General features: G+C 67.8%; 16 protein-coding genes. 14 read left to right on the forward strand and 2 right to left on the reverse strand.

Translation table 11 applies throughout. The features are described 5' to 3' along the window. The first annotated feature begins 2 nt into the window (after window positions 1–2). Entirely contained in the window at window positions 3–953 is a 951-nt protein-coding gene (locus AC06DU_RS09450; RefSeq protein ID WP_478204226.1) for a homoserine kinase, read from the forward strand. A gap of 74 nt (window positions 954–1,027) precedes the next feature. Here AC06DU_RS09450 and AC06DU_RS09455 read toward each other — a convergent pair whose 3' ends face one another. After that, on the reverse strand, window positions 1,028–1,342 hold the full coding sequence (locus AC06DU_RS09455) for an EthD family reductase (RefSeq protein WP_065032272.1): 315 nt from the start codon (window positions 1,340–1,342) through the stop codon (window positions 1,028–1,030). A 146-nt stretch (window positions 1,343–1,488) separates the two neighbouring features. On the opposite strand from AC06DU_RS09455, the gene thrC reads away from it, so the two are divergent. Next, window positions 1,489–2,796 carry a threonine synthase gene (gene thrC / locus AC06DU_RS09460; RefSeq protein WP_104574217.1) on the forward strand — a complete coding sequence of 436 codons (1,308 nt, stop codon included), beginning with the start codon at window positions 1,489–1,491 and terminating at the stop codon, window positions 2,794–2,796. A 101-nt stretch (window positions 2,797–2,897) separates the two neighbouring features. Beyond that, entirely contained in the window at window positions 2,898–3,650 is a 753-nt protein-coding gene (locus tag AC06DU_RS09465) for a murein L,D-transpeptidase catalytic domain family protein (protein ID WP_478204228.1), read from the forward strand. Window positions 3,651–3,899: 249 nt separating this feature from the next. Here AC06DU_RS09465 and AC06DU_RS09470 read toward each other — a convergent pair whose 3' ends face one another. Next, on the reverse strand, window positions 3,900–4,523 hold the full coding sequence (locus AC06DU_RS09470; protein ID WP_181098348.1) for a Crp/Fnr family transcriptional regulator: 624 nt from the start codon (window positions 4,521–4,523) through the stop codon (window positions 3,900–3,902). A gap of 245 nt (window positions 4,524–4,768) precedes the next feature. Here AC06DU_RS09470 and hisS point away from each other — a divergent pair, with 245 nt between their 5' ends. The 11 genes from hisS to AC06DU_RS09525 all read left to right on the forward strand — a co-directional run bounded on the left by hisS (window position 4,769) and on the right by AC06DU_RS09525 (window position 15,635). After that, window positions 4,769–6,202, forward strand: a complete 1,434-nt coding sequence (gene hisS / locus AC06DU_RS09475) for a histidine--tRNA ligase (protein ID WP_184380233.1) — start codon at window positions 4,769–4,771, stop codon at window positions 6,200–6,202. Window positions 6,203–6,425: 223 nt separating this feature from the next. Further along, a complete protein-coding gene (locus AC06DU_RS09480; RefSeq protein ID WP_046342429.1) occupies window positions 6,426–6,752 on the forward strand; it encodes a YerC/YecD family TrpR-related protein in 327 nt (108 codons plus the stop codon). A gap of 9 nt (window positions 6,753–6,761) precedes the next feature. Further along, window positions 6,762–7,676, forward strand: a complete 915-nt coding sequence (gene hisG, locus AC06DU_RS09485; protein WP_024937748.1) for an ATP phosphoribosyltransferase — start codon at window positions 6,762–6,764, stop codon at window positions 7,674–7,676. Then, window positions 7,673–8,968 carry a histidinol dehydrogenase gene (gene hisD, locus AC06DU_RS09490; RefSeq protein WP_184455780.1) on the forward strand — a complete coding sequence of 432 codons (1,296 nt, stop codon included), beginning with the start codon at window positions 7,673–7,675 and terminating at the stop codon, window positions 8,966–8,968. Before hisG ends, hisD begins: the two co-directional genes overlap by 4 nt. Then, window positions 8,965–10,056, forward strand: a complete 1,092-nt coding sequence (hisC, locus tag AC06DU_RS09495; protein WP_478204230.1) for a histidinol-phosphate transaminase — start codon at window positions 8,965–8,967, stop codon at window positions 10,054–10,056. The genes hisD and hisC overlap by 4 nt, the downstream gene beginning before the upstream one ends. Continuing rightward, on the forward strand, window positions 10,053–11,180 hold the full coding sequence (gene hisB / locus AC06DU_RS09500) for a bifunctional histidinol-phosphatase/imidazoleglycerol-phosphate dehydratase HisB (protein ID WP_046342437.1): 1,128 nt from the start codon (window positions 10,053–10,055) through the stop codon (window positions 11,178–11,180). The genes hisC and hisB overlap by 4 nt, the downstream gene beginning before the upstream one ends. Continuing rightward, window positions 11,177–11,779, forward strand: coding sequence for an imidazole glycerol phosphate synthase subunit HisH (hisH, locus tag AC06DU_RS09505; RefSeq protein ID WP_039521347.1), 603 nt, complete (start codon window positions 11,177–11,179; stop codon window positions 11,777–11,779). The genes hisB and hisH overlap by 4 nt, the downstream gene beginning before the upstream one ends. Continuing rightward, window positions 11,776–12,510 (forward strand): 1-(5-phosphoribosyl)-5-[(5-phosphoribosylamino)methylideneamino]imidazole-4-carboxamide isomerase, encoded by a 735-nt coding sequence (gene hisA / locus AC06DU_RS09510; RefSeq protein WP_478204231.1) that lies wholly within the window; start codon window positions 11,776–11,778, stop codon window positions 12,508–12,510. The genes hisH and hisA overlap by 4 nt, the downstream gene beginning before the upstream one ends. Beyond that, window positions 12,504–13,280 carry an imidazole glycerol phosphate synthase subunit HisF gene (hisF, locus tag AC06DU_RS09515; protein ID WP_054592455.1) on the forward strand — a complete coding sequence of 259 codons (777 nt, stop codon included), beginning with the start codon at window positions 12,504–12,506 and terminating at the stop codon, window positions 13,278–13,280. Before hisA ends, hisF begins: the two co-directional genes overlap by 7 nt. Next, entirely contained in the window at window positions 13,270–13,890 is a 621-nt protein-coding gene (gene hisIE / locus AC06DU_RS09520) for a bifunctional phosphoribosyl-AMP cyclohydrolase/phosphoribosyl-ATP diphosphatase HisIE (RefSeq protein WP_104608513.1), read from the forward strand. Before hisF ends, hisIE begins: the two co-directional genes overlap by 11 nt. 158 nt (window positions 13,891–14,048) lie before the next feature. Continuing rightward, entirely contained in the window at window positions 14,049–15,635 is a 1,587-nt protein-coding gene (locus tag AC06DU_RS09525) for a calcineurin-like phosphoesterase C-terminal domain-containing protein (RefSeq protein WP_104568506.1), read from the forward strand. Window positions 15,636–15,837: the final 202 nt, after the last annotated feature.

Raw genomic sequence — 15,837 nt, forward strand, 5'->3', positions numbered from 1 at the left:
AGATGCAACGGGTGGCGATCGCTGCGCGCGAGCTTGGCCAGGCACGCGCCTTTGCACCGGCCTCGGTGGCGAATGTGGCGGTGGGATTCGATCTGCTCGGCTATCCCATCGACGGCGTCGGCGACACCGTCACGGTGCGGCGCATCGATGCGCCACTGGTGCGCATCGCCGCCATCCGCGGCACCACCGTGGCCTTGCCGCTGGATGCCGAACGCAACACTGCGGGTGCGGCCTTGATGTCGTTGCGCGCGGCGCTGGCGCTGCCGTTCGGCTTTGAAATCGAAATCGACAAAGGCATCGCCTTGAGTTCGGGCATGGGCGGCTCGGCAGCGTCATGCGTGGCGGCGTTGGTTGCCGCCAACGCGCTGCTGGATGCGCCGCTGAGTAACGAGCAGCTGTATCAGCACGCACTCGATGGCGAGGCGGTGGCCAGCGGTAGCCGCCACGGCGACAATCTTGGCCCGTTGTTTTTGGGCGGCCTGGTGCTGTGCACGCTGGAGCGTCTGGTGCCGATCAGCGTGCCGGCGGCGTGGCACAGCCTGCTTGTGCATCCGGATGCGGTGCTGGAAACCCGCCGCGCGCGCGAAGCCCTGGCCGGCGACTATCAGCTGCGCGAGTTCGTCGCGCAGAGCACCAACCTGGCCTTGGTACTGGCCGGCTGCCATGCCGGCGATGCGGGGCTGGTGCGTGCGGGCCTGCGCGATGTGCTGGTCGAACCACGCCGCGCGCCGTTGATCGCCGGCTTTGCCGCTGCCAAGCAGGCCGCGCTGGATCACGATGCCTTGGGCGCCAGCATCTCCGGCGCCGGACCCAGTGTGTTCGCCTGGTTCGCATCGCGCGCGGCCGCCGACGCGGCCGCCGCATCGGTCAAGGCCGCCTTCGCAGGCGTTGGCCTGGACAGCCAGCACTGGGTGTCCCCGATCGCCAGCCCGGCCGCGCGGTTGCTCGCATGAGCCGTCGCGCGGATGTCGTCGTCGATCGATCGCCCGCGCACGGCAGGCAGGCCGTGCAGCGCGCAAGGCACGCTTCAACCGACCACGACCTCACTGATCTGCATGACCGGCGCAAGATCGGTGTAGTTGGCGATATCGGCGAGAATCTCCTCGGCGTGCGGCCCGAAGCTGGCGCCGAAGGCCTCCACCGACTCGCAGAAGATATGGCACATGCCGATGAAGGCCGGGGGGCTGCCCGGCTCGCCGCCGCTGATGCCCTTGTCCACCGTATAGCGCAGGCAGGCCGCGCCCATCCGCGCGCTCACCAGTGGCATGTGCGAGTCGCGGTAGTAGGCATGGTCGAAGCGGGCGCCTTCGCGGTACGGGTACATCACGCTGACCTTGATCATCTGCCGGCTCCACTGGAAGGTGCGCGCAGCATAGCGCTGCGCCGCCCTTGCCGGGCGCCGCCGCGACGCGGCGCGGCCATGCCGCAGTGTCCGGCCTTCTCATTCACGGGCAACGCCCCGTCTTCGTCTTGTCTGGAGTCGTCACCATGAACTTTCTCTCCACCCGTGGCGGCGCGCCCGCCGCAAGCCTGAGCCAGGCGATTGCCGCCGGCCTGGCGCCCGATGGCGGCCTGTACGTGCCGCAGACCCTGCCACCGGCACGCACGCTGACGGCCGGCACCACCTTGGCCGACACCGCCGCCACGTTGCTGCAGCCGTTCTTCGACGGCGATGCGCTGGCGGCCGAGCTGCCTGCCATCTGTGCCGAAGCGTTCGACTTCCCGGCGCCGCTGGTGGCCCTGGGCACGCCCGGCGATTACGCGCTGGAGCTGTTCCATGGCCCGACCGCCGCGTTCAAGGATTTCGGCGCACGCTTTCTTGCCGCCTGCCTGACCCGCCTGCGCCGTGCCGAAGACCGCCCGCTCACCATCCTGGTTGCCACCTCCGGCGACACCGGCGCTGCCGTGGCCGCGGCATTCCACCGCCAGCCGGGTCTGCGCGTGGTGGTGCTGTATCCGGACGGGCGCGTGTCGCCGCGCCAGGCGCATCAGCTGGGCTGCTTCGGCGACAACATCCACGCCCTGCGCGTGGCCGGCTCGTTCGACGATTGCCAGGCGATGGTCAAGCAGGCCTTGAACGATGCCGACCTGCAGGCGCAGCTGCCGCTGAGTTCGGCCAACAGCATCAGCCTGGGCCGCTTGCTGCCGCAGATGAGCTATTACGCGCACGCCGCCCTGCAGCACCATGCCGGCGCGGGGGCGGCGCTGAATCTGGTAGTGCCCACCGGCAACCTGGGCAACGGGCTGGCGGCGATCCTGGCGCGCGCGCTCGGTGTGCCGCTGGGCCGTATCGCGTTGGCGTCCAATGCCAATCATGTGTTGCCGGATTATTTTGCCGGCGACGATTACGCGCCGCAGCCCAGCATCGCCACGCTGGCCAATGCGATGGACGTGGGTGCGCCGAGCAACTTCGAACGGCTGCGCTGGCTCTACCAGGGCGACGATGCGGCGCTGCGCGAGGCCTTCCGTGCGCTCTCGGTGGACGATGCCGCGATCCGCCACACCGTGCAGCAGCGCTTTGCGCGCTATGGCGAAGTGCATTGCCCGCATACCGCCACCGCCGTGCATGTGCTCGAGCAGCTGCGCGCAGAAGGGGCCGAGGGCGGCACCGGCGACTGGGCGGTGGCGGCCACCGCACATCCGGCCAAGTTCGAGGGCGTGGTCGAGCCGCTGATCGGGCGTGAGGTGGAGGTGCCGCCGGCACTGGCCGCGCTGCTGCAGCGTCCTGCGCATGCCGAAACGCTGGCGCCGGACTACGCGGCGTTCCGGCAGCGCCTGCTTGCGGATGCGGCATGACCGAACGCGTTCAGCCTGCCGGGGTTGGAAAGTGCGGCACATGCGGCTATTTGTAGGGTGTGCGGTTCCGCCATGGCGCCGCGTCCGATGTGGGTCGTTGCATGTCTTATCGAGTGATCGCCGTTGCCGCCGCGTTGTGCGGGTGGGCAGCGGCTGGAATGGCCAGTGCGGCCGATGCCATCTCCGCCGCGCCGTTGCCGGGGCTAGGCGCACCGCGTATGGGTCTGGTCGATGCACTGGCGCGGCAGGCACCGTCGCTGGATCGCCAGGTGCTGGCCCTGGCGGCCGAGGCGCTGCAATGCGCGCGGCAGCGCCAGCAGGTGGGCGCCGAACGCGTGCTCAGCGTCATCGACTACAGCCGGCCCTCGACCGAGCGCCGGCTGTGGGTGTTCGATCTGGAGCGGCAGCGGCTGCTGTTTCAGGAATGGGTGGCGCACGGGCGCAATACCGGCAACAACCTGGCGGCCAAGTTTTCCAATGACGACGGCAGTTTCCAGTCCAGCCTGGGCGCGTTCACCGCGCAGGAGTCGTACACCGGCCACAACGGCTATTCGTTACGGCTGAAGGGCCTGGAGCCCGGCTTCAACGACCATGCGCGCGACCGCGCGATCGTGATCCATGGCGCGCCCTATGTCAGCGAGGCGGTGATCCGTACGCAGGGCCGGCTCGGCCGCAGCCTGGGCTGCCCGGCGGTGCGTCCGGCGGTGGCCAGACAGTTGATCGATACCCTGCGTGAAGGCGCCTTCGTGTTCGCCTACTACCCGGACCGGGCCTGGCTGCGGCAATCGCGGTTGCTGGGCGGCGGCTGCGGCGCATCGGTGGCGAGTGCGAGTGCGAGTGTGGGCGGCCGCTGAGTCGTTGTCAGCGGTGCGGGCGGTGATGATCGCGCGAGCGGCCTGAAGTGCTGGAATCGCGTTGGAATCTGCGGGTCAATCACGCGGCGATGCCTGCTATCTGCGCGAAGAGCAAAGCAAAGCTTGGTCGATGGCCTGGTGCGGACGGGCGCGCAGGAATCCCGCGTTTGATGATGCCAACCTCCGCACCGCTTGCGCCTATGGGTGCGTGCGCTCGCTGGTCGCATCGTTCCTGCTGGCCGTCGCGTCTCAGACGGTATCGCCCGCCAGGCTGCGCAGCGCCGCGTAATCCAGGATCTGCACCAGATGCAGCTGCGGCAGCGCGATCAGCTGCTGTTGCCGCAGCTTGGTGAAGGTTCGGCTCACCGTTTCCACGGTCAGCCCGAGGTGGTCGGCGATATCGCTGCGGCTCATCGGCAACGCCACCGTGTCGCCGGTCGCGCCGGGCTGGGTGGAGCGGGCGGCCAGTCGCAGCAGGAAGTGCGCCAGCCGTTCGCCCGGTTGCAGGCGTGCCAGCAGCAGGCCGGTGTCCTGCGCGGCGGCCAGCTCCATGCTGGCACGCTGCAGCAGCTTGCGTTCCAGCTGCGGGTAGCGCTCGCGCAACTGGCGCATCTGCGCCAGCGGCGTGCGGCAGACCCGGCTGTCGATGATGGCTTCGATATCGTGGCGGTGCTGCGGGGTTTCGGTCAGCCCCACGTAATCGCCCGGCAGCACGAAGCCGGTGACCTGGCGGCGGCCGTCGGCCAGCGTGCGCACCATGCGCAGCGCACCGGAGGTGAGCGTATAGACGTGGTGGCGGGTGTCGCCGGCGCGCACCAGGGTGCTGCCGGGCGCGTAGGACTGGGCGCTGGTGGCCTGGTCGAGTGCGTCCATTTCCTGCGGCGACAGCGCCGCGCAGATGGCCCGGCCGCGGACCGCACACTGTGCGCAGTCGGAGCCGCGCGCATCGGTGCGCGTGGCCGCGCCGGGCGCCGGGCAGGTCGTGCTGGGGTCTGGAAGCTGCCGGTACATGAGTCACGCACTGCTGGAATGCGTGTGAATGATACGCCATGCGGTCAGCGCGGCCGGCAGCCGGTAGAATTGCGCGTTCGCCACATTGCCCTGCAGGAGTTTCGCTCGTGATCAAGCCCCGTACGCCGCCCGGCATCATGGAATTGCTGCCGCGCGAGCAGATCGCGTTCCAGCGCATGCTGGACGTCATCCGCCGCAACTACGAGCGGTTCGGGTTCCTGCCGGTCGAAACCCCGGTGTTCGAGCTGTCCGACGTGTTGCTGACCAAGTCCGGCGGCGAGACCGAGCGCCAGGTCTACTTCGTGCAGTCCACCGGCGCGCTGGCCAATGCCGCCGCGGCGGCAGACGAGGGCGGCGAGGGCGGCCTGCCGGAGCTGGCACTGCGTTTCGACCTGACCGTGCCGCTGGCCCGCTACGTGGCCGAGCACGAGCACGACTTGAGCTTCCCGTTCCGCCGCTACCAGATGCAGCGCGTGTATCGCGGCGAGCGTGCCCAGCGCGGGCGGTTCCGCGAGTTCTACCAGTGCGACATCGACGTGATCGGCAAAGATGCGTTGAGCATCCGCTACGACGCCGAAGTGCTGGCGGTGATCCACGCGGTGTTCGCCGAGCTGGGCATCGGCGCGTTCAAGGTGCAGTTGAACAACCGCAAGCTGCTGCGCGGCTTCTTCGAAAGCCTGGGCGTGGCCGAGGGCGAGCTGCAGCTGGCGGTGTTGCGCGAGGTCGACAAGATCGACAAGCGCGGCGCCGACTACGTGCGCGACACGCTGGTGGGCGAAGGCTTCGGCATCGCCGCCGCGCAGGTCGACAAGATCCTGGCCTTCGTGGCGGTGCGCTCGAACGGGCATGCCGATGCGCTGGCGCAGCTGCACGCGCTGGAGGCCTCGGTCGCTGCGAGCACGACGCTGGGCGAGGGCATCGCCGAGCTGCGCGAGGTGCTGGAACTGGTCAAGGCGCTGGGCGTGCCCGAGAGCGCGTACTGCCTGAACTTCTCGATCGCGCGCGGGCTGGACTACTACACCGGCACGGTCTACGAGACCACGCTGACCGACCACCCGCAGATCGGCTCGATCTGCTCGGGCGGCCGTTACGAAAGCCTGGCCAGCCACTACACCAAGTCCAAGTTGCCCGGCGTGGGCATCTCGATCGGCCTGACCCGGCTGTTCTGGCAGCTGCGCGAGGTCGGCCTGATCCAGGGCATCGCCGAGAGCAGCGTGCACGCGATGGTCGCGCTGATGGACGAGTCGCGCCTGGACGACGCGCTGGATATTGCGCGCCGGCTGCGCATCGGCGGCATCAATACCGAAGTGCAGATGGAGCCGAAGAAGATCGGCAAGCAGTTCCAGTACGCCGCACGCGCGGGCATCCGCTTCGTGGTGCTGGCCGGCGACGACGAGCTGGCGCGCGGAGTGGTGGCGGTCAAGGACCTGGTGCGCGAGCAGCAGTTCGACGTGGCCCGCGACGAGCTGGCCAGCACCTTGCTGGTGGAGCTGGAGCAGGCCAGGGCGATGCTGGTGGCTGGTAACGTCAACGGCGATTGACGCCTCCGAAAGCAGCGCGATAGCGTCGCTAGGTTGGTAAAGATGGGTAGCGGCGCTCACCCCTGCCAAAGCATGCACAGGCCCACTGGCACCTCGGTGTCGGTGGGTTTGTCGTTTCTGGTCCGCCGCCACGGTCCGGGACTTCTCTGAACGCTTCGCCCATCGGGCTTGTCTCAGGGTCTGCCTTTGCGTTAATGTGCTAACACGCTATTACATTAACGCAATGAAACAACGACCTGCCCCCCGTGAAAGTGCCGATGCTGCCGCCTCCCTCAAGATGCTGGCCGATGCGCTGGCGTGCCTGAAGGAGCCCAGTGCGGTTGAGGCCTTTCTGCGCGACCTGTGCACGCCCGCCGAGCTGGAGGCCATGTCCGACCGCTGGCGAGTGGTGCCCTTGTTGATCAAGGGCGTGCCGTATCGCGAAATCCACGAGCTGACCCAGGTCAGCGTGACCACCATCGGGCGCGTTGCGCGCACCCTGGAACATGGCGCCGGCGGCTATGCCGAGGCCCTGCGCGAGCAATCGTCGCGCCCTGTCGAATCCCACTGAGAGAACAAGATGAGTGCTTCCACGGCAGCACCGGCACGTGACCGGTTGCGTATCGCCATCCAGAAGAGCGGCCGCCTGGCCGAACCGGCGCGCAGCCTGCTGGCGGCCTGCGGGCTGAGCTGGCGGCAGAGCCGCGACAAGCTGTTCTGCTACGGCGAATCGCTGCCGGTGGACCTGCTGCTGGTGCGCGATGACGACATCCCCGGCCTGATCGCCGATGGCGTCTGCGATCTGGGCATCGTCGGCCAGAACGAACTCGAAGAGCAGGCATCCGAGCGACGCCGCAACGGCCTGCCGGCCGCGTATCACGCGGTGCGCGGAGTCGGTTTCGGCCAGTGCCGGTTGATGCTCGCGGTGCCGGAAGAGTGGGACTGGCAGGGCGTGGCGCAACTGGCCGGCAAGCGCATCGCCACCAGCTACCCGTCAATCCTGGCCGACTGGCTGGAGCGCCAGGGCATCGACGCGGCGGTGGTGGAGCTGTCCGGCTCGGTGGAGATCGCCCCGCGCCTGGGCACCGCCGATTTGATTTGCGATCTGGTTTCCAGCGGCGCCACCCTGGCCGCCAACCAGCTCAAGCCGGTCGAGCTGGTGATGGAGAGCGAAGCAGTGCTGGCCGGTGCGGTGCGCGAGCCGGCCGACGCACGCGCCGCGCTGCTGGCGATGCTGTTGCGGCGCATGGACGGTGTGCTCAAGCTGCGCGACAGCAAGCTGCTGATGTTCCGCGCTGAACACGGCAACGTGGATGCGCTGCGCCGTCTGCTGCCCGATGCCGAGCCGCTGGTGCAACTGCCCGACGATGGCAACGGCGCGTTGCGCCTGCAGACCATGTGTCATGGCGCGGTGACTTGGCAACGCTTGGAAGAACTCGAACGCGCAGGTGCGCAAGGTCTGATGGTGTTGACGGTGGAGCGCTCGCTGGCATGAATATTCTCGATTGGTCGCAACTGGATGCCGCTGCGCGGACGCAGGCATTGACCCGCCCGGTGCAGACCGTGGCCACGCAGACGCGCGACGCGGTGGCTGCATTGATTGCCGATGTGCGCACACGCGGCGATGCCGCCTTGCGCGAGATCACCGCGCGTTTCGATGGCGTGGCGCTGGACAGCTTTGCCGTGAGCGAGGCCGAATTCGCTGCCGCCGAAGCGGCGGTGGCGCCGGAACTGCGTCAGGCCATGCAGGATGCGGTGGCGCGCATCGACACCTTCCACCGCGCCGGCATGAGCGAGGGGTATGCGGTGGAGACCGCGCCGGGCGTGGTGTGCGAAAAGATCGTGCGGCCGATCGGCCGGGTCGGCCTGTACGTGCCGGCCGGCAGTGCGCCGTTGCCGTCGACTGCGCTGATGCTGGGCGTGCCGGCACGTCTGGCCGGATGCCGCGAGGTGGTGTTGTGCACGCCGCCGCGCAAGGACGGCAGCGTGGACCCGGCGGTGCTGGTCGCCGCGCAGCTGACCGGCGTGCGCCGGGTGTTCAAGCTCGGCGGTGCGCAGGCGATTGCGGCAATGGCGTATGGCAGCGAATCGGTTCCGAGTTGCGACAAGCTGTTCGGCCCGGGCAACAGCTTCGTCACCGAGGCCAAGCAGCAGGTGGCGCAGTCCGGCGCGGCGGCGATCGACATGCCGGCCGGTCCGTCCGAAGTGCTGGTGATTGCCGATGCCGGTGCGCAGCCGGCCTTCGTTGCCGCCGATCTGCTGTCGCAGGCCGAACACGGCCCGGACTCGCAGGTGCTGCTGCTGTCCGACAGCGATGCGCTGATCGCGGCGGTGCAGGTGGAGCTCGATGCCCAACTGGCGCAACTGTCGCGCGCCGGGATCGCACGCCAGGCGCTGGCGCAATCGCGCCTGATCAAGGTGCAGACCCTGGACGAGGCGTTTGCGATCAGCAACCGCTACGCACCTGAGCATTTGATTCTCGCGTTGCGCGAGCCGCGTGCGTGGCTGAGCCAGGTCGAAGCGGCTGGCTCGGTGTTTCTCGGCGATTACACGCCCGAAGCATTGGGCGATTACTGCAGCGGCACCAACCATGTGTTGCCGACCAGCGGCGCGGCGCGCGCCTACAGCGGCGTGAGCGTGGCAAGCTTCCAGAACATGGTCAGCGTGCAGGCGGCCAGCAAGGCAGGCATCGACGGCATCGGCGCATGCGCGCTGATTCTGGCGCGCGCCGAAGGCCTGGATGCGCACGCCAATGCAGTGGCATTGCGCATGGGAGTGGCAGCATGAACACGTCATCGATTCTGGATCTGGTGCGCGAGGACCTGCGTGCGTTCGCCGGCTATTCGTCGGCACGCACCAGCGCCTTGCAGGGCGATGTGTGGCTCAACGCCAACGAGTCGGCCTGGGGCAATCCGGCCGACCCGGGCGCAAGCACGCGGCGGTATCCGGATCCGCAACCCAAGGGTTTACGCAGCGCCCTGGCGGCGCTGTACGGCTGCGCGCCCGAGCAGCTGTTGATCGGCCGCGGCAGCGACGAGGCGATCGATCTGCTGGTGCGCGGCCTGTGCGCCCCCGGGCGCGATGCGGTGGTGGTGACGCCGCCGGTGTTCGGCATGTACGCGGTGTGCGCACGCCTGCAGAACGCACCCCTGGTCGAGGTGCCGCTGGTGGACGGGCCTGCGGGTTTCCACGCGGATATTCCGGCGATCGTCGCGGCAGCGCTGGCCTCGCAGGCCAAGCTGGTGTTCCTGTGTTCGCCGTCCAACCCGGCCGGCTCGGCGATTGCCCTGGACGCGATCGAAGCCGTCGTGCAGGCCCTGCAGGGCAAGGCGCTGGTGGTGGTCGACGAGGCCTACGGCGAATTCTCCGATGTGCCATCGGCTGTGAGCCTGCTTGCGCGCTACGACAATCTGGCGGTGTTGCGCACGCTGTCCAAGGCGCATGCGCTGGCAGCGGCGCGCATCGGCAGCCTGATCGCCAACGCCGAGCTGATCGCCCTGCTGCGGCGCTGCCAGGCGCCGTACCCGGTGCCGACGCCGTGCGCGGCAATGGCCGAGCAGGCCTTGTCGGCGCCTGCGCTGGAGGTCACGCGTCGGCGCATCGCCGAGGTGCGCAGCGAGCGCACGCGCGTGCACCAGGCGCTCGAGCAGCTTGCCGGTGTGCGTCAGGTGTATCCCTCGCAGGGCAACTTCCTGCTGGTGCGCTTCGACGATGCCGAGGCGGCATTCCAGGCGCTGCTGGAGGCCGGTGTGGTGGTACGCGACCAACGCGCGGTTGCGCAGCTGTCCGACGCGCTGCGCATCACCCTGGGCACGCCCGAACAGAACGAGCGCGTGCTGAGCGCGCTGCAACGCAAGCAGGAGGCCGCCGCATGACCCCGATTCTTTTCGTCGACCGCGACGGCACACTGATCACCGAGCCGGCCGATTACCAGATCGACGCCTACGAAAAACTGCGCCTGGTCGACAACGTGATTCCGGCGATGCTCAAGTTGCGCGATGCCGGCTATCAGTTCGTCATCGTCAGCAACCAGGACGGGCTGGGCAGCGACAGCTATCCGCGCGCGTCCTTCGATGGCCCCAACAACCTGATGCTGCAGATCTTCGCCAGCCAGGGCATCGTGTTCCGCGAGGTGTTGATCGACTGCAGCTGGCCGGCTGACAACGCGCCCACACGCAAACCCGGGGTCGGCCTGATGGTGCCTTACCTGCAGGACCGCACGATCGACTGGGCACGCTCGGCAATGGTGGGCGACCGCATCACCGACATCCAGTTCGCGCAGAACCTCAATATCCGTGGCTTCCAGTTGCGCACCGACGAGTTCGGTGGCGAGTGGGACTGGCCCGGCATCGCGCACGAGCTGGCCGATGCGCCAAGGCGTGCGGTGGTTCAACGCAACACCAAGGAAACAAAGATCCGCGTCGAACTGGATCTGGACCGCGTGGCCGAGCCGAAGACCGCCACCGGCCTGCCGTTCTTCGATCACATGCTGGAACAGATCGGCAAGCACGGTGGTTTTGCGCTGGACATCCGCGCCGAAGGTGACCTGCACATCGACGAGCACCACACCATCGAAGACACCGGTCTGGCGCTGGGCCAAGCGCTGCGCGAAGCGCTGGGCGACAAGCGCGGCATCGGCCGTTACGGCTTCGATCCCGACGACAGCCCGTGGCGCGTGGCCGGCGCCACCGCGCAGCATGGTTTCACGCTGCCGATGGACGAAACCATCGCCAGTGCCGCGCTGGATTTCAGTGGCCGGCCGTACTTCGTGTTCGAAGGCGAGTTCAAACGCGAACGTGTGGGCGACATGCCGACCGAACTGGTGCCGCATTTCTTCCGTTCGATCTGCGATGCCTCCGGTTTGAACCTGCACCTGAGCGTGCGCGGCGAAAACGATCACCACAAGGTCGAAGCCTGCTTCAAGGCCCTGGCACGTGCGTTGCGCCAGGCGATCCGTCGCGAAGGCACCGCGTTGCCCACCACCAAGGGTGCGCTATGACCGATGTCGCGTTGATCGATGCCGGCGGCGCCAACCTGGGCTCGGTGCGCTACGCGTTGGAGCGGCTGGGCGTGGAAGCGCGGCTGGTACGCGATGCAGCCGGGTTGCAGGGCGCGCAGCGGGTGATCCTGCCTGGCGTCGGCGCTGCGCCCGAAGCGATGTCGCGCCTGCGCGCACAGGGCCTGGTTGAGCCGTTGCGACAACTGCAGGTGCCGCTGATCGGCATCTGCTTAGGGATGCAATTGCTGTTCGAACATTCCGAAGAAGGCGATGTCGATTGCCTGGGTCTGCTGCCGGGCATCGTGCGTCACATGACGCCGGCGCTCGGCATTCGCGTACCGCATATGGGTTGGAATCAGCTGGTGCCGATGCGCGCGTCCGCGCTGCTGGACGGCCTGCCGGAGCGTGCCAGTGCGTATTTCGTGCATGGTTATGCCGCGCCGGTGACGGCCGACACCGTGGCCGCCTGCGATCACGGCGGTCTGTTCACGGCGGTGGTGCAGCAAGGCCTGCGCTGCGGCGCGCAGTTCCACCCCGAGCGTTCGGCCGAAACCGGTGCACGCATCCTGCGCAATTTTCTTGAGATGAGCTTCCCATGAGTTTCACCGTTTACCCGGCCCTGGATATCCGCAACGGTCGCGTGGTGCGCCTGCTGCAAGGCGACTACGCACGCGAGACGCAGTACGGCGACGATGTGCTGCCGCGCGCGCAGGCGTTTGCCGATGCCGGCGCGCGGTGGATGCATCTGGTCGATCTGGATGCGGCAAAGGCCGGTGGTTACACGCTGGCCACCACGCTGGGCGAGATTGCACGTGCCACCGGCTTGCGGGTGCAGACCGGTGGTGGCGTTCGCTCACGCGCCGATGTGGCGCGTATCCTCGATGCTGGCGCCGCACGCGTGGTAATCGGCTCGTTGGCGGTGCGCCAGCCCGACAGCGTCATCGAATGGCTGCAGGAATTTGGCGCCGATCGGTTGACCATCGCGCTGGACACGCGCCAGTACGCCGACGGCGTATGGCAGTTGCCGGTGCACGGCTGGACCGAGCCCGCCGAGGCCACGCTGGATCAGTTGGCCGTACGTTACGCGCAGGCCGGCCTGCAGCATCTGCTGTGCACCGACATCGCACGCGACGGCATGCTGTCCGGCCCGAATATGGATTTGTACGCGCACCTGCGCACGCTGGCGCCGCAGTTGCAGGTACAGGTGTCCGGCGGTGCGCGCAACCTGGCCGATGTCGCGGCCGCCAAGGCTGCCGGCTGCGCCGGTATCGTGCTCGGCAAGGCCTTGCTGGAAGGGCATCTGGCGTTGAAGGAGGCACTGGCATGCTGAGCCGCCGTATCATTCCGTGCCTGGACGTGCGCGACGGGCGCGTGGTCAAGGGCGTCAAGTTCCGCGACCACATCGACATGGGCGACATCGTCGAACTGGCGCTGCGCTACCGCGACCAGGGCGCAGACGAACTGGTGTTCTACGACATCGGTGCCAGCCCGGAAGGGCGGTCGGTCGACTACACCTGGGTCGAGCGGGTGGCGCGGCTGATCGATATCCCGTTCTGCGTGGCCGGTGGCATCGGTAATGTCGAAACCGCGCGCGCGGTGCTGCATGCCGGTGCCGACAAGATTTCGATCAACTCGCCGGCGCTTGGCAGGCCGCAGTTGATCTCCGAGCTGGCCGACGCCTTCGGCGTGCAATGCGTGGTGGTCGGTATCGACTCGATTCGTGAGGACGATGGGCAGTGGAGGGTGCGTCGCTATACCGGCGACCCGAGCAAGACCCAGGCCTTGCCGATGCGCACGCTGGACTGGGTGGCCGAAGCGCAGCGCCTGGGTGCCGGCGAGATCGTGCTCAACTGCATGGACAACGACGGCGTGCGGCGCGGTTACGACATCGCGCAATTGCGTCAGGTGCGTGCACTCTGCAGCGTGCCGTTGATCGCCTCCGGCGGTGCTGGCGAGATGCAGCATTTTGCCGACGTGTTCGACCAGGCCGATGTCGATGGCGCGCTGGCGGCAAGCGTGTTTCACAGCGGCGCGATTCCGATCCCGGCACTCAAGCAATTTTTGCGCGCGCAACAGATCGAGGTACGTGATGGGCAGTAACGAGACGGCAGCGGGCGACGCGCTCGCCGCGCTGGACTGGAGCAAGGGCGAGGGCCTGTTGCCGGTGGTCGTGCAGGACGCCGACAACCTGCGCGTGCTGATGCTGGGCTACATGAACGCCGAAGCGCTGGCGGTGACGCAGCAGCGTGGCGAAGTGACCTTCTTCAGCCGCAGCAAGCAGCGCCTGTGGACCAAGGGCGAGAGCTCGGGCAACGTGTTGCGGGTGGTGTCGATCGAGACCGATTGCGATGCCGACACGCTGCTGGTGCAGGCACGCCCGCACGGGCCGACCTGCCATCTGGGCCGCACCAGCTGTTTCCCGGGCGCGCCTGGCCAGTTCCTCGGCAGCCTGGACGCCTTGATCGCCACGCGCGAGCAGGAGCGCCCGCATGGCAGCTACACCACCAAGCTGTTCGAGCAGGGCATCCGCCGCATCGCGCAGAAGGTGGGCGAGGAGGGCGTGGAAACCGCGCTGGCCGGCGTGGTGCAGGGCGATGCCGAGTTGCTCGGCGAGTCTGCCGATCTGCTGTATCACCTGATCGTGCTGCTGCGCGCGCGCGGCCTGGGCCTGGGCGATGCGGTGGCGCTATTGGAGTCGCGGCACAAGTAACGTAATCATGTAGGAGCGCACCCGGGCGCGACGGGCGTTATCGGTAATGCCCGTCGCGCCCGGGTGCGCTCCTACGGGGCACGTGTCGGCGTGTCTTTCGCGCCGTGCGCCTGGCGAGGGCGGGTACAATTTCCGCTGATCTTCGCGCGGGAAAACGCATGCAGCTTCGCTTCGCTCTGTTGGCCCTGGGTGTGCTTGCGGGAAGCGCGCACGCGCGCGATGCCGTGGTCGATGGCACCGTCTACGAAGAACGCGACGGGCGTGCCGGGCGCAGCGCCGATGAGCCCGGCATTGCCGATGTAGCGGTCTCCAACGGCGAGCAACTGGTGCGTACCGACGCGCAAGGCCGCTATCGCCTGCCGGTGCGTGACGGGCAGACGGTGTTCGTGATCAAACCGGGCGAGCGCAGCTTCGTGCCAGCCGCCGACGGACTGCCGGGTTTCTGGCGTCACTACGCGCCCAAGGGCTCGGCCAAGCGCAAGTATCCAGGCATCGCCGCAACCGGGCGCAATACGCAGCACTGGGATTTTGCGCTGACCCCGCGCGCCAGTGCCGGCAAGGAAGGCTTCCAGATGCTGGTGTTTGCCGACAGCCAGACCGCCAGCCTGACCGACGTGGGCTACTACCAGCGCGATATCGTGGCACCGATCGTCGGCAAGACCTCGGCCAGGCTGGGCACCACGCTGGGCGATATCGTCAGCGACGATCTGAGCCTGTACCCGGCCCTGAACAAGGTGACCACCCAGCTCGGCGTGCCGTGGTTCCATGTGCCGGGCAATCACGATCTCAACGTCGACGCGGGCGACGATGCGCATTCGCTCGACAGCTGGCGTGCCGTCTATGGCCCGGACACCTATGCGGTGGAAGAGGCCAACGCCAGCTTTGTGTTCCTGGACGATGTGATCTATACGCCAGGCGGCAAACCGGCTTATGTGGGCGGCTTGCGCGAGGATCAGTTCGCGTTCCTGCAGGCCTATCTGGCGCAGCTGCCGCGCGAGCGGCTGCTGGTGCTGGGCATGCATATTCCGTTGTTCGACGCGGCGCCGGGGCAGGAGACCTTTCGGCATGCCGATCGTCGCCGCCTGTTCGCCTTGTTGAAGGATTTTCCGCATGTGCTGGTGCTCAGCGCACACAGCCATACCCAGCGACAGGTCGATCACGGCGCCGACGAAGGTTGGCAGGGCGCCCGCCCGCTGCACGAATACAACGTCGGCGCGGCCTGCGGGGCGTTCTGGTCCGGTGCCAAGGATGCCGACGGCATTCCCGACGCGACGATGAGCGACGGCACGCCGAACGGGTACGCGGTGCTGCAGGTCGCGCCCGGCGGCGACTACACGCTGGCCTATCACGTGGCGCGTTCGGTCGATGATGCGCAACTGCTGCTGCACGCGCCCAAGGTGCTGCGCCAGGGTGCGTATGCTGCCTGGGGGATCTACGCCAATGTCTTCATGGGCCAAGACGACACCCTCGTCGAGATGCGCATCGACAATGGCGCATGGCAGCCGATGAAGCGGGTGGAGCGCGCCGATCCGCGCCTGCTGGCCGAGAACGTGCGCGACGATGCGGCCGAGCAATTGCGCGGCTACGACCGCTCGCCCGAGGCCACGCCGTCCACGCATCTATGGCGCGGTGCGTTGCCGACCACGCTGGAAGTGGGCGAGCACGCGGTGGATGTACGCGCATCGCTGCCGACCGGGCAGTACAGCGCACGCACGGTGTATCGCTTGCAGCGCGCCGATCCTTGATAGGGAGGCGTGCGTGGTGCGGGGGTTCTTGGGTGAAGCCCGTCGCGCATCAATGCGCTCTTACGGTGATTGGTTGTTGGTTCGTTGACGCTTGAACCCTATCGCCGGAAACACAAACGCCTCCACGAGGGAGGCGTTTCGGGATCCGGGCTGGCAGGCGATGGCGCGCTGGCGGGGATCGGTGCTGGCTGGCGTGAGCTGG

This window comes from Xanthomonas sp. NCPPB 3200 (genome assembly GCF_056393585.1).